The organism is Pusillimonas minor, assembly GCF_014237865.1.
In the GTDB taxonomy this organism is placed as follows: Bacteria; Pseudomonadota; Gammaproteobacteria; order Burkholderiales; family Burkholderiaceae_B; genus Neopusillimonas; species Neopusillimonas minor.
In genome coordinates this window covers 310,102-323,407 of the sequence record NZ_JACJUU010000002.1, presented here as the reverse complement: position 1 = coordinate 323,407, position 13,306 = coordinate 310,102, and the positions used below count along the sequence as shown (strand labels likewise).

The 13,306-nt window shown below is 52.7% G+C and carries 10 protein-coding genes; 4 read left to right on the top strand and 6 right to left on the bottom strand.

Going from position 1 to position 13,306, the window contains the following annotated elements; all coding sequences use genetic code 11:
* Nucleotides 1-189 precede the first annotated feature (189 nt).
* Entirely contained in the window at nucleotides 190-1,359 is a 1,170-nt protein-coding gene (locus tag GTU67_RS04185; RefSeq protein ID WP_185779028.1) for a methionine aminotransferase, read from the top strand.
* 431 nt (nucleotides 1,360-1,790) lie between these two features.
* On the opposite strand, the gene GTU67_RS04180 is transcribed toward GTU67_RS04185, so the two are convergent.
* From GTU67_RS04180 to GTU67_RS04165, 4 genes are read right to left on the bottom strand one after another with little or no spacing between them, the layout of a single operon-like run.
* Complete coding sequence (locus tag GTU67_RS04180; RefSeq protein ID WP_185778905.1) at nucleotides 1,791-2,846, bottom strand: metallophosphoesterase; 1,056 nt, start codon at nucleotides 2,844-2,846, stop codon at nucleotides 1,791-1,793.
* A 22-nt stretch (nucleotides 2,847-2,868) separates the two neighbouring features.
* Nucleotides 2,869-3,318, bottom strand: coding sequence for a MarR family winged helix-turn-helix transcriptional regulator (locus GTU67_RS04175; protein ID WP_185778904.1), 450 nt, complete (start codon nucleotides 3,316-3,318; stop codon nucleotides 2,869-2,871).
* A complete protein-coding gene (locus GTU67_RS04170; RefSeq protein WP_185778903.1) occupies nucleotides 3,315-5,117 on the bottom strand; it encodes an acyl-CoA dehydrogenase family protein in 1,803 nt (600 codons plus the stop codon). The genes GTU67_RS04175 and GTU67_RS04170 overlap by 4 nt, the downstream gene beginning before the upstream one ends.
* Before the next feature lie 5 nt (nucleotides 5,118-5,122).
* Nucleotides 5,123-5,908 (bottom strand): crotonase/enoyl-CoA hydratase family protein, encoded by a 786-nt coding sequence (locus tag GTU67_RS04165; protein ID WP_185778902.1) that lies wholly within the window; start codon nucleotides 5,906-5,908, stop codon nucleotides 5,123-5,125.
* Nucleotides 5,909-6,073: 165 nt separating this feature from the next.
* On the opposite strand from GTU67_RS04165, the gene GTU67_RS04160 reads away from it, so the two are divergent.
* Both GTU67_RS04160 and GTU67_RS04155 read left to right on the top strand, forming a co-directional pair.
* Nucleotides 6,074-7,978 carry a sensor domain-containing diguanylate cyclase gene (locus GTU67_RS04160; RefSeq protein ID WP_185778901.1) on the top strand — a complete coding sequence of 635 codons (1,905 nt, stop codon included), beginning with the start codon at nucleotides 6,074-6,076 and terminating at the stop codon, nucleotides 7,976-7,978.
* Nucleotides 7,948-10,794 (top strand): PAS domain S-box protein, encoded by a 2,847-nt coding sequence (locus tag GTU67_RS04155; protein ID WP_185778900.1) that lies wholly within the window; start codon nucleotides 7,948-7,950, stop codon nucleotides 10,792-10,794. Before GTU67_RS04160 ends, GTU67_RS04155 begins: the two co-directional genes overlap by 31 nt.
* 17 nt (nucleotides 10,795-10,811) lie before the next feature.
* Here the strand turns inward: GTU67_RS04155 and GTU67_RS04150 are convergent, their stop codons facing one another.
* Complete coding sequence (locus tag GTU67_RS04150; RefSeq protein ID WP_185778899.1) at nucleotides 10,812-11,366, bottom strand: hypothetical protein; 555 nt, start codon at nucleotides 11,364-11,366, stop codon at nucleotides 10,812-10,814.
* A gap of 99 nt (nucleotides 11,367-11,465) precedes the next feature.
* On the opposite strand from GTU67_RS04150, the gene GTU67_RS04145 reads away from it, so the two are divergent.
* Nucleotides 11,466-11,822 carry a MarR family transcriptional regulator gene (locus GTU67_RS04145; protein ID WP_093971511.1) on the top strand — a complete coding sequence of 119 codons (357 nt, stop codon included), beginning with the start codon at nucleotides 11,466-11,468 and terminating at the stop codon, nucleotides 11,820-11,822.
* Between the two features lie 92 nt (nucleotides 11,823-11,914).
* On the opposite strand, the gene mnmE is transcribed toward GTU67_RS04145, so the two are convergent.
* Nucleotides 11,915-13,273 carry a tRNA uridine-5-carboxymethylaminomethyl(34) synthesis GTPase MnmE gene (mnmE, locus tag GTU67_RS04140; RefSeq protein WP_185778898.1) on the bottom strand — a complete coding sequence of 453 codons (1,359 nt, stop codon included), beginning with the start codon at nucleotides 13,271-13,273 and terminating at the stop codon, nucleotides 11,915-11,917.
* Nucleotides 13,274-13,306: the final 33 nt, after the last annotated feature.

Here is a 13,306-nt window from a genome sequence, read left to right as displayed (position 1 = left end):
AACCAAGGGCGCCGACACGAACTGGATACGCTTAACTTAATAACCAAACGAGACTTACGCACAGCTTGAATTCAAATGCACCGCAAGAATAACCATAGCGCGCAGATATTTCAAATACATGATTACCCCAAGCCAAACCGCCCAAAACCGACACTAACCAGACAAAAGCTACCAAGAGACATGGCACATATGAATATCGAATCAAAACTACCCAATGTAGGCACTACCATTTTTACCGTCATGAGCCAGCTGGCTACTGAACACAATGCCGTTAATTTGGGGCAGGGGTTTCCCGACTTTAACCCTGACGAACGACTGATAAACCTGACAACCGAGGCCATGAAAAATGGCTATAACCAGTATCCGCCCATGGCAGGCATTGCACCTTTACGCCAAGCCATATCAAAAAAAATATTTGATTTATATCAGCACCGATACAGCACCGATACCGAAATTACGGTAACCGCCGGTGCAACCGAGGCACTGATGATATCTATTCAGGCCCTGGTTAAACCAGGCGACGAAGTGATTGTTATTGAACCCATGTACGACTTGTATGTCCCTGCCATTGAACTTGCTGGCGGACGGCCCGTACTTGTGCAAATGACAGTGCCCAAGACGCCTGAAGAAAGCTACCGCATTGACTGGAACAAAGTAGAAAACGCACTGACCGAAAAAACACGGCTGCTGATTTTAAATACCCCGCACAACCCAACGGGGATGACACTGAACGCAAACGATTTAAATGCGCTTGAAAACTTGCTTGAGCGTTACCCCTTTTATGTGTTGTCAGATGAAGTCTATGAACACATTGTTTTTGAAAACAAACCTCATTTGGGCATGTCGTCAAGGCCGAATCTGGCCAATCGTTCAGTTGTTGTTTCTTCATTTGGCAAGACTTATCACATTACAGGGTGGAAAATCGGTTACTGCGTAGCGCCGCTTGACCTGATGAAAGAAATCAGAAAAGTTCACCAATTTACGGTGTTTACCGTAACGTCACCCATGCAAGTAGCTTTGGCCAAATATGCCGACGACAAAGCCACGTTTAACGGTTTGGCAAGTTTTTACCAAGAAAAGCGTGACTACCTGGAAAAAGGGTTGGCATCTACAAAATTTGTTCCTTACAAAAGCCACAGTACGTTTTTTTTACTGGCCAACTACAAAAACCTTAGTTCAGAACCCGAAAGCACCTTTGCGAAAAAATTAACAGTTGAAAACGGTGTGACTGTCATCCCGTTGTCGGCGTTTTACATGAACCCTGAATCGAAAGCGGCAAACAATCATTTGGTTCGGTTTTGCTTTGCCAAGCAACGACAAACGCTGGACAACGCTTTGGCTCGTTTGGCTGTGCTTTGAACTGAACGTAGCGAAGTATATGAACTTTGTCGGGTCTTGTGCAGCGGCTTGCCGCCGCTGGCGTTGGGAACAAAGTGTTTTAGTTATTCCTTTTCTTTGATATCAAATGATTACTGATAATGGGTGTCTGTGGATAACTGGAACAAGCGTATTTGCATGTTTAAGAACAATGACTTAACCAAAAAAAATCTCTGGACTAACTTGGGCGTAAGCCAAGGACGGTTTCTGGACAATTTTTGGACGACCCCAGAAATCGAAGGTTATGCCTGTCTCGTCCACAAGCTGTTCACATTGCCGCGCTCTAGACGTTATCCACAGGCCGCTTTATTGTAATTTTATGTAACCCAAGTCTTATCGTAAGGAAAATGGACGAAAAAAAAGGGCTAACAGGCCCTTTTTGAAGTCGTTAATGGACAGAAAACCCGGTGGGTTTACCTGATGGTATCCACCATGGTGCCGTCGTCAAATACCAGCTGGTTTTCGGGCCAGCGCAGCGCACCCAGCTTAAACCTGGACTGACTGACGGGGCGGTTTGCCTTGCGGTCTCGCCAACGCGCGCCAACCGAGTAGTCGATGCAAAACACTTTTTGCCTGTAGCCGTACCAGGCGACAGAATGGATATTGCTGAAAAGCTGCGTGTATCGTGGGCTTGCCTGGGTAACTTTCTGCCGATACAAGCGCCAGTAATGGCCGATCACGACGTTTTCCGTACCCCGGTAGTCATCCCACCAGTTAACGCGGTCGGAAAAGCGCCAGCGCCCGCCTGCAAAGAACGGCTTGACCGCTTTTTGCTCGACGCCCGACGTCAGCACCTTGAACGGGTTAACCATCTGCTGCATGGCTTCGTATTGCGCAATATGTTCAAGAACGGGTGGCGCCGTCGTGTCATCTTCCAGTGCTTTGGCCCAACGTTGCTTCTCTTCAAGGTATTGGTCGTAAAGGCCACTGTGTTCTGCAGCCTTTTGCGCTTCTTCGTCCCAGCGCTTGAATGCTTCGGTAACGTTGCCTAAAGGGATGTCTTGAATTGCTTGAACGGCGGTTTGTGACCACGCCGCATGAACAATTCTAAGGTTTCGACCCAACAAAACAACGGGCAAGCTGTTCAGGAATGTACGGATTTCATGTCGCTCTGACGCAGGTGTTCGTGTAAAAGGCGCGTAGTTTTTCAGATCTTGCTGGTAGCGTTCGTCAAAAAACCAGCCCGAGCCGTCTTTAATATCGTCAGTCAACAAATTGAGCTCGTGGTTTCCTAAAATAGCTCGCGCCTGGTGGTTTTCTACCAGTTCTTGTACGCGCCTGACCACGCCATGGCTGTCAGGCCCGCGGTCGACAAGGTCGCCCACAAACACCGGGATGCGGTTCTGCGGGTGATGGCCACCGGGCGAATAGCCTAAACGTTCAAGCAATAATTCCAGCGCATCAATTTCGCCATGAATATCACCAATAATGTCCAGGGGTCGGTCGGGAAGTTCGGTCACCAGATTCATGTGACGCCTTTAGAGAAACAGGTTACAGAAATACTTTTTGCAACAGGTGGATGAGTTGGTCGTGCTCGTCGGGAGACAGCGATGCAGGGCGATCAAGGTCGGCGACACCGGCACGGGCCTTCTCGTAGCGTTGTTTACCCGGCAGTGTAAGCGCCAGTATCTGGGAGCGTTTGTCGTTGGGGTTGCGCTGACGGGTCAGCAGGCCATCGGCTTGCATGCGGTCAAGCAAGGTCGCCAGATTAGGTGGCGAAACGTTGATGGTTTCGCCCAGGCGCTTTTGGTTGATGTCGGGGTTGTCTGCGATAACGGCTAAAACGGTGAATTCGACCGGACGTAACTGAACTCTTTTGAGCTGCTTTTTTACTTGCGGAATGATTTTAAGATACGCCTGCAAGCAGTTGTACCCCAGCAGACCAAGTAAATAAGACTGGTCTACCGGGGCGGGCTGGCGCGAGGTTGCCTTGGCCGTCATTGCACAGACAGTACCGTTTGGTAGTTTTGGTGTTTGCCTGCCTTGGCGTTGGCCAGGCATTGCTTGATGACGGTAATTAGCTGCTGCGACTCGGGCAAGACAAATGTAAAGTAGTACTGCGCCGTGGCTTGTTTTGCCAGATAAAAGTCAGGGTCTTTGTCTTGCAGGGTACGGGCAACATTGGCTGCCTTAAGCCAAAGCCATGCAATGACGCAGTGGCCAACCAGGCGCAGCACTTCGGGGGCAATCTGGTGGGGCAAGTCGGGGTAGTCAAGTCCGGCTTGGCCAATTTCGGGCATTAGCGTACGTATGTCATGTGTTAATGCCAAAAGGGTGGTTGTCGCGCTTGCCAACGATTCGTGGGTTGTTTCGGCAACGGTTTGTTCGACGTCGTCCAGCAACATGCCCAGGCGTTTGCCGTTGTCGGCCAGTATCTTTCGCATCAGCAAATCTATGGCCTGGATTTCGTTGGTGCCTTCGTAAATCATGGTGATGCGAACATCACGCATGTACTGTTCAATACCGGTTTCGCATACATACCCGTGGCCGCCATATATTTGCAGTGCCTGGCTGGCACCGGCGAACCCTTGATCGGTCATTAATGCTTTGATGATCGGCGTCAGTAGCGCCAGTTGCTCGTCAAACGCTTTGCGTTGGGCGGTGTCGGGGTGGTGTTCGGCGCCATCAAGCAGCAGGGCGCTGTAATAGGCCAGCATCCGGCTGCCCTCTACCCAGGCGCGTTGTGTCATTAACAAGCGTTGCACCGGCGGGTGCATGACAATTGGGTCGGCGGGTTCTGTTTTGCGATGCTCCGGCCGCATGACGGCGCGCGACTGAAGCCGTTCGTTGGCGTAAACCAATGCATTTTGGTAGGCCGTTTCGGCAATACCCAGGCCGCCAATACCTACTTGCAGGCGGGCCGAGTTCATCATGACGAACATGGCCGTCAGGCCACGGTGCGGTTCGCCCACCAGCCAGCCGGTAGCGTCGTCGAACTGCATGGTGCAGGTCGGGCTGCCATGGATGCCCATTTTGTGCTCAAGCCCGGTGCAGGTGACGGCGTTGTGTTGCCCGGCGCGGTCGCCATCGGGAAATATCTTGGGCACGACAAACAACGAAATACCTTTGCTGCCGGCAGGCGCGTCGGGTAAGCGCGCCAGTACCAGATGAACGATGTTGTCGGTAATGTCCTGGTCGCCGCCAGAGATAAAAATTTTGGTGCCGGTGATTTGGTAGCTGCCGTCGTCGTTGGGCAGGGCTTTGGTGCGCAGTAAACCCAGGTCGCTGCCGGCGTGAGGTTCGGTCAAGCACATGGTGGCCAACCATTCGCCGCTGACAATTTTTGGCAGGTAGGTATTTTTGATGTTGTCGTTGGCGTATCGGTGAATGCAGGAATAGGCGCCATGCAGCAAACCGGGGAACATTGTCCAGGCCAGGTTTGTGGCATTGAGCATTTCGTACAGGACGCTGTTCAGGGTATGGGGCAACCCCTGCCCGCCGTAGTCGGGGTCGCACGCCAGTGCCGGCCAGCCGGCTTCGCAAAACTGGTGATAAGCCTGGGCAAACCCTTGTGGTGTAACGACCCGGCCGTTTTCAAGGGTAGCGCCTTTGGCATCAGCAGTGGCGTTAAGCGGAAACAGGACTTGGCTGGCAAATCGCCCGGCTTCTTCGACGACTTGCTGAATTAGTGCGTGGTCAACGTCGGCAAATTCAGGGTATTGCTGCAAAACGTCGGCAGCCCGGAACATGTCGGCCAGAACAAAATTAATGTCTTTAAGTGGGGGTTGGTACTGAAACATGGTGATCAGCTCCGTTGAACTTTGTTCTTTTTCTGGTCAAGAAACTCGGCCAGCAAACGTTGCGTTGCCGGGTCGGTTTGGGCGACTGCGGCCATGAGTGATTCGGTTGCCATACCGTCTTGAATGGTTTGGTCGGCGATGCGAGGCAACATGTGCATGACACCGTAATTTGTCATGGCCGCGTTGGTAGCAATGCCCTGGGCCAGTTCCATGGCTTTCTTAAGCCCTTCGCCGGGTTCGGTCAGGTAAGTGGAAATGCCTACTTGCTGGCCCTCGTCGGCGCTAAGCACACGCCCGGTGAGCATCAGGTCGGACATGCGGTTGACGCCGATAAGACGCGAAATACGTACCGAGCCGCCACCCCCAACGAACAACCCCCGTTTGCCTTCGGGCAAGGCATAAAACGCGGTGTTCTCAGCGACACGAATATGGGTTGCAGACGCTAGTTCGAGCCCGCCGCCGACGACTGCACCATGCAAGACCGCAATAACGGGAGCGCGCCCAAACTGGATTTTTTCGAAGGCTTCGTGCCACATACGCGAATGCATGACCGATTGCGGTACGGTATGTTCGCGGACTTCTGACAAGTCGAGCCCGGCACAGAAGTGGTCGCCCTCGCCGTGCAAAATGATGGCTTTTACCGTGTCGGGCATTGACCCGAAACAATGGTTAAGTTCACCGACCAGATCGAGGTTGATCGCGTTACGCTTGGCAGGCCGGGTAAGTGTTACCAAAGCAATGGCATCGGTAAATTTGACGGACAGTAGTTTGTATTGGGTGGATTGGGTCATGTTCGGGCTCGCATCTAGAGTAAAAGCAAATATCGTTAATTACTTATAAATCATAATATTTATTCTTTATAAATAAAATAGGGTGAACCCTGCAAAAAATGAACTTGCATTTTTTGCAGTTGCATCATCCAATGAGCTGTCACGACACGTTACGTTTGAGCATCAATGCAAGGCACCCGTCGATCGCATAGCCGCACCTACCGGCGTTTGCGTTATCACTTTTTGGTTTTGCCTTTGCTGGTATTGGCCGGCGGCTTTTTGCTGACTTACGCGTCCTGGTTAGTGTTCGACCGTGCCAATCAGGCCGAAGTTCAGCGCGCTTTTACGGTTCAGGTAGACCAAACGCTCGACCAGTTTCAGGCGCGCTTTTTGCAATATCAGTCGCGCCTGGAAGCCATCCGTGCTTTGTTTGCGGCTTCTGATGCCGTCGACCGTGGCGAGTTCGTCGAATTTGTCGATTCGCTGAATTTCCAGAAGCAATCTCCTGGCATTGTGGCGTTGGGGTACATTGCCCTGAATGCCGACAAAACCAAAGCCACTATCGAATACATCTACCCCGAAAATGAACGGAATTTGGGCATTGTCGGCGTAGATGCTTTTAACGACCCTAACCGCGAAACAGCGTTGCGCGAATCGGCAAAGGCTTCGGTTGCCGTACTGTCCAAGCCGGTACGTTTGCTTCAGTACGAAAACAACGGCACGCAAGATGCCACTGGCTATCTGCTGTTCATGCCTATCGACGCCGAGTTTGCGTTGTCCAGCACCATCAAGCCGTCAACGTTAATGGGCTGGATATATATTGCCTTTCGAATAGACGAAACATTGGCCGCAACATTTGACGGGCAGGGCTTTGCGCTGGCGCTTAATGTGTTTGATGCCACCGATGCCGGCAAGCGGCAGTTGGTGTTTGCGTCTGATATTGCCGCAGACGCACGCCCCAATGGTTTTGAACCTTTGGTGGCGACGCGCACCGTAAGCTTGTTGGGTCGCACCTGGGAACTGGACATCACTTCAACCCAGAAATTCCACGGGCAGTTTCGCAATTCGTCGGGTAGTTGGGTTGTTTTTATCGGTCTTTTGCTTAGTGCCTTTTTAGCAGTGCTGACCTGGCTGGTGGCTGACCGTACCCGGGCCTTGCGTCAAATCCGCCGCATCAATCATCAACTCCAGGTTAGCGAACAGCGCTGGAAGTTTGCGCTTGAAGGGGCGGGGGACGGCGTATGGGATCACGATATTGCTACAGGCAAAAATCATGTCTCGGCACGCTGGAAAACCTTGCTGGGCTTTGAGCCCGAAGAAATGACGGAAGAGATTGAGGCGTGGGCAAGTCGTATCCACCCCGATGATTACCCCGCTGTCATGAAGATCATGAATGACTATCTTAAAGGCGGGCGCAGCGACTATGTGGTTGAACACCGTATGCGTTGCAAAGACGGGTCGTGGAAGTGGGTGCTGGAGCGCGGGATGATTGTCGAGCGCGACGCTGCAGGTACGCCTGTTCGCATGGTGGGGACAACTGCCGATATCTCCCGAATGAAAGCTTCGGAAGCCCTGATATGGCAACAAGCCAATTTTGACGCACTGACCGGTTTGCCTAACCGACGTATGTTTTTTGACCGCCTTGAAACCGAGATTGCGCGGGTCCAGCGCTACGGGGGCGTATTCACCTTATTGTTCATTGACCTTGATGAGTTCAAAGAAATTAACGATGGTTTCGGCCATCAGGCCGGTGACGATGTGCTTAAGGGCGTGGGCCGACGTTTACGTGTGGCTGTGCGTACAACCGACGTTGTTGCCCGGTTGGCGGGTGACGAATTTACTATTATTCTCAGTCAGGTCAACCAAAGCCAAGATCTTGAAACCATTGTCAATAAAATACTTGATTCACTGCAACAACCCATGAATGTGGGCGAGCATGTGTTTACGGTGTCGGCTAGTATTGGCGCCGCGGTTTGCCCATACGACGGGGTTAGCGCAGACGATTTGCTTAACAAGGCTGACCGGGCAATGTACCAGGCCAAAGCCAAGGGGAAAAACAGATGGCAGAGTTATTCGATGCCCGTCGCGTAAGTCCCGAACGGGCGTTGATCCTTCTTCAAAACCGGCTGTTTCGCGACGCTGTACGGGGCAAGACCTTGTTTGAGCTTTTAGGCGAGCTTATTGCGTTTGTAGAAAGCGAGTTTCCCCGGGTACGGGCGTCGATACTGTTTGTTGATGAAGAAGGCCGGCGTCTGGTGCCCGGGTTGTCACCGCGTTTGTCTGAAGGTTATGTCAGTGCGTTATGTGCCCTGGGCATTGGTCCCAGTTCGGCGTCTTGCGGTAGTGCGGTATTTATTGGCGACCTTGTTATTGTGGCCGACACCGCAACCGATCCGTTATGGGCCAATGTAAGTTACGTCGCCGCCAAAGAAGGGGTTGCAGCGTGCAGTTCCTTCCCGTTTCGTAACAGCGAAGGGGCGGTGATTGGCACCCTGGCGTTGCATGCAGATCATCGTTGTCAGCCGTCTGTCGATGATATTTCAATGCTCGACCAATTGGCTGCATTAACCGGTTTGCTGGTTGTACACGATCGCAAAATGCAGCAAACCAAGTTTACCGGCCAAGAAATCAATAACGCGTTTTACGGCGCGGCAACCGGCATTGCCATCAGCGACCTGAACGGGCGCTTCGTTCAGGTTAACCGGGCATATTGCGACATGCTGGGCTATACCGAACAAGAGCTGTTGTCGCTGGATTACATGGCTGTAACCTATGTTGAAGACCGCCATAAAACCGACGACGAAATTCAACTGTTATTGCGCGGCTTAAAGCGCAATACTATTGTCGACAAACGATACGCGCACAAAGACGGGCGTATTATTTGGGCGCGGGTTAGTGTGTCGGTGCAGCACGATGCCCATGGCCGGCCCACAGGTTTAATTGGCATTGCTGAAGACTTTACCGAAATTAAACTGGCGCAGGCGCAACGCGAAGAAGCCGAAAAGTCGATGCTGAACTTTTTGGCCAATTTGCCCGGTATGGTTTACCGCTGCCGCAACGACGATCACTGGACAATGCTGTATGTCAGCCAATCGGTGCAATCGTTAACCGGTTACGACGCCGACGACCTGCTACTTAACCGTCGGTTATCTTATGCCCAAGTTATTCATCCAGACGACATCGCGCATGTTGGGTCGCGCATTGATGAGGCGGTTCGGTTAAATGGCAGTTTTCATGTTAACTACCGTATACGTCGCGCCGATGGCCAAATTGCGTGGGTGTGGGAACAAGGCCGGGTTGTGTTGGATGACACCGGCGAAGTGGCCTTTCTTGAAGGCTACATTACTGATATTACGGCGCGTAAAGTTGCCGAAGCAGCGTTAGCCGATAGCCAGCGCCAGGCCGAAGCGCTGTTAAACGCTGTTGCCGAAGGTATAAACGGCGTCGACCAGTATGGCAACATTGTGTATGTGAACAAAGCAGCTTTACAGGCGTTTGGTTATACCGAACCCGAAATGCTGGGCAAAAACAGTCATGTGCTGGTGCATCACCATAGAAAAGATGCGCAGCCTTATCCGTTTACCAATTGCCCGGTTTATAAAACACTGCAAGACGGCAAGGTGCGGCGTGTCAGCGACGAGGTCTTCTTTCGCAAAGACGGGTCGTCATTCCCGGTCGAATACATGGTGTCGCCGGTGTTTACCGAGTCTGATGAAATACACGGTGCTGTTGTAAGTTTTAACGATATTTCAGAGCGTTTGGCGCTTGAAGAGCAACTACGTCGTGCGCAGCGGCTGGACTCTTTGGGGCAGCTTACCGGTGGTGTGGCGCACGACTTTAACAATCTGCTGACCGTAATTATGGGCAACGCCGAGCTGCTTGAGTCGCACCTTTCGGTGCAAGATCCCATGAAAAAAGTGGCGGGCATGGTGGTTAATGCGGCACAGCGTGGTGCAGAACTTACCCGTGCCTTGTTGGCGTTTTCGCGCAAACAGCCGCTAAAGCCCTCGGTGGTTTCAGTCAACGATTTGCTCGAAAAAAACCGTAGCTTCATTAAAAGTGCGGTGGGCGAGCATATTACGCTGACCATTATCGAAAACCCCGACCTTTGGTCGGCCAATATTGATGCGCATCAGCTTGAAAATGCCTTGCTGAATTTGGCTATCAATGCGCGCGATGCCATGCGTGCTGGCGGGCAGCTGACCTTTCATACCAGTAATGTGCATTTTGCAACCGAGCAGGCGCAGCAACGTCATATGGCCGCAGGTGACTACGTGGCGGTGTCGGTAACTGACACGGGGTCGGGTATAGAACCCGCGATACTCGACCGTGTTTTCGAGCCGTTTTTTACCACTAAAGACCAAGGTAAAGGTACGGGCCTGGGCCTGGCTATGGTGTATGGCTTTGTGCGGCAGTCGGGGGGACATACCGAGATCGAGACCGAGCCAGGGCGCGGGACGACGATCAGGTTGTATTTGCCGGCTGTTAAATCGGCCGTGTCACTGCCAGAGGCCAGCGTACAACCCAGGGTAAAAGGGGGCGCCGAGTGTATTTTGCTGGTTGAAGATGACCCACTGGTGCGGCTGTACGCAGTAACGCTGTTATCGGGCCTGGGCTATGACGTTACCGAGTACGCCAACGGCGCCGAGGCCCTGGCCGCGGTGGCTGCTGGCAAGACATTTGACTTGTTGTTTACCGACATGGTGATGCCGGGCGATATTAATGGCAAACAACTGGCAGACCAGGTGCGTGCCATATGCCCGACGGCAAAAGTGTTGTTTACGTCGGGGTACAGCGAAAACCACCTGATGGATGGCGAGCAATTGGCGCAGGGCATTCAGCTGTTGACCAAGCCTTACCGAAAAGACGAACTGGCCGCAAAAATACGTGAAATTCTTGACCAGTAATGATGCGCGGTTAACGGTTATTGGACGCTGGTTTGGGGCCGGGGCAAGAATACCAATCCCATTTTTAGGACGTACAGCACAATAATGGCCCCAAGGACATCACCTGTTGTCATGGCAACAAAGCTTTTCAAAGAGATGCTGTTTGTTGCGCTAAGCCAGTACCAAGAATGATGAAAAATGGCATTTAGCAGGCCAAAGGCTCCGCATAACAGCAATAACTTTTGGGGCGAAAGGTTGTGCAACGAGGGTAGCAGCCCGAATTGATGCCGTGCTGAAAGATAGATCAAATAGGGGGACAGGGCGGCCAAGACGCTGACGACAAGGCCATAAACAAATTGTTCTGGATACACAAACTGTGTGGCAATAAGGAATGACGCGGCCCATAGCCCTACTGCACCCCAAAAACCAAACAACAGCGTGCATAACAGCCGTATGCCGGCAGGTAAGAAGACCCAATTAACCCCGGGGATTTCTTGTAGCCCGATAAATGCCCAGTAATTAAAAAACCAGGCGACGCCGTACAAGACCGCAGCCGTCAGAGCCATGGCCAGGTGTAATACTATTTGTGACATTTGCCCTGTTGTCCTACAAAACCTGTGCTGTTAAGATCAAGAACAGTTATGCAAGTAGTTATTTAATTACTTCTGTTTATTAACCGTACGGTTTCAACCATGAAAGAAAAAACTCGCCCTGCCGACATATACATGCGTTTTTTGCAGTTGGCCGAGTCTTTACGCGGTTTGCCGTCGTTGCCAGCGCTTGACCCGTTAGAAGAACGTATTTTGCAAATGGTAGCGTTTGCCGCCAAAGAAGCCAGCCGACTTTCGGTGCGCGACATGATGGCGTACTCTGAGTTGGGTTCGCCAGCCACCATTCATAACCGGTTAAAGTCGATGCGCGCCAAAGGCTGGATCATGCTGACCGACACTGAAGACTCGCGTCGTAAGCAGGTTACCCTGACACAGGCTGCTTTGTTGCACTTCGACAAACTTTCCAAGTGCCTTGTCCAGGCAGCTAAGGAAGCCTGATATTACTACCTTTTAATACAAAATGAATTGCGCCCGTCCTGACCAGATAAATCCGGCTTTTATAGCCGGATTTTTTATTAGCTTGGTTTAAATTATTTCCCAATACAAAAGCTGGAAAAAATTTCACCGAGCAAGTCGTCGCTGGTGAATTGGCCGGTGATGCTGCACAGGGCTTCATGGGCCAGTCTTAGTTCTTCGGCAAACAGGTCTAGAACGCTGTCATTGTGTTCGGCATGACGCGCGGCGAGGTCGATGTGTTCGGCGGCCAGGTGCAGTGCCTTGACGTGGCGTTCACGGGCTAGCCAGGGCGACTCTGACGTGGGTTTCCAGCCGGCGATGTCCAGCAGACGTTGGCGCAGTTGTTCCAGTCCTTCGCCTGTCTTGGCCGAAATGTACAGCACCGAATCGGAAGACGCGGGCTTGCCGGGGGCCAGGTCGAGCTTGTTGAATACTTTAAGCACAGGGGTGCGAGCGGGCAAGCGGCGGGTAATGTCGGTGTCGAGCGGGTTTTCTTCGGCACGGATGTCTTGCAGATGAATGATGACATTGGCCTTCTCGATCTCGGCCCAGCTGCGTTCAATACCAATGCGTTCGACCGTGTCGTCGGTGTCGCGTAAGCCGGCCGTGTCGATGATGTGAATGGGCACGCCCTGAATGTGAATTTGCTGCACGACCTTGTCGCGGGTGGTGCCCGCCACTGGCGTCACGATGGCGATGTCGTCGCCGGCCAGGGCGTTAAGCAGGCTGGATTTACCCACATTGGGTTGGCCGGCCAGCACGACGTGCAGGCCTTCGCGCAAAATCATGCCCTGCCCCGCCTGGCGCAGCAGGTGGCTTAAGTCGGCCTGCAGGCTTTGCAACTGTTCGCGTGCCTGGTACTTCTCAAGGAATTCGATTTCTTCTTCGGGGAAGTCGAGCGTGGCTTCGACCAGCATGCGTAAATGAACAATGCGGTCGTCAAGCTGATGCACTTGCTGCGAAAACGCGCCGCTGAGCGAGGCCATTGCGCTGCGGGCCGCCGCTTCGGAAGAGGCTTCGATCAGGTCGGCAACGGCTTCGGCCTGGGCCAGGTCGAGGCGCTCGTTAAGAAAGGCCCGGTGGGTGAACTCGCCCGGTTCGGCATGCCGCAGGCCAAACTCGGCCCCGGCTTCAAGACAGCGGTCGAGCAAGCGCCGCAGCACCGCCGGCCCGCCATGGCCTTGGAGCTCGAGGACATCTTCGCCGGTATAAGAATGGGGGGCGGGGAAAAACAGCACAATGCCCTTGTCGATGGGTTGATCGTGCTGGTCGTTGAAGCTTAGGTAGTGCGCGTGGCGCGGCTTTAACGGTGTATTAAATAACCGACCGAGCAGCGGCGCCAGGTTACGGCCTGAAACCCGGATAACACCAATGCCGCCTTGCCCGGGGGCGGTGGCAATGGCGACGATGGGTTCGTGAGCGTGTGCAACCATAGTGAAACCTGCCAGCCAATAGACTTGCCGGGC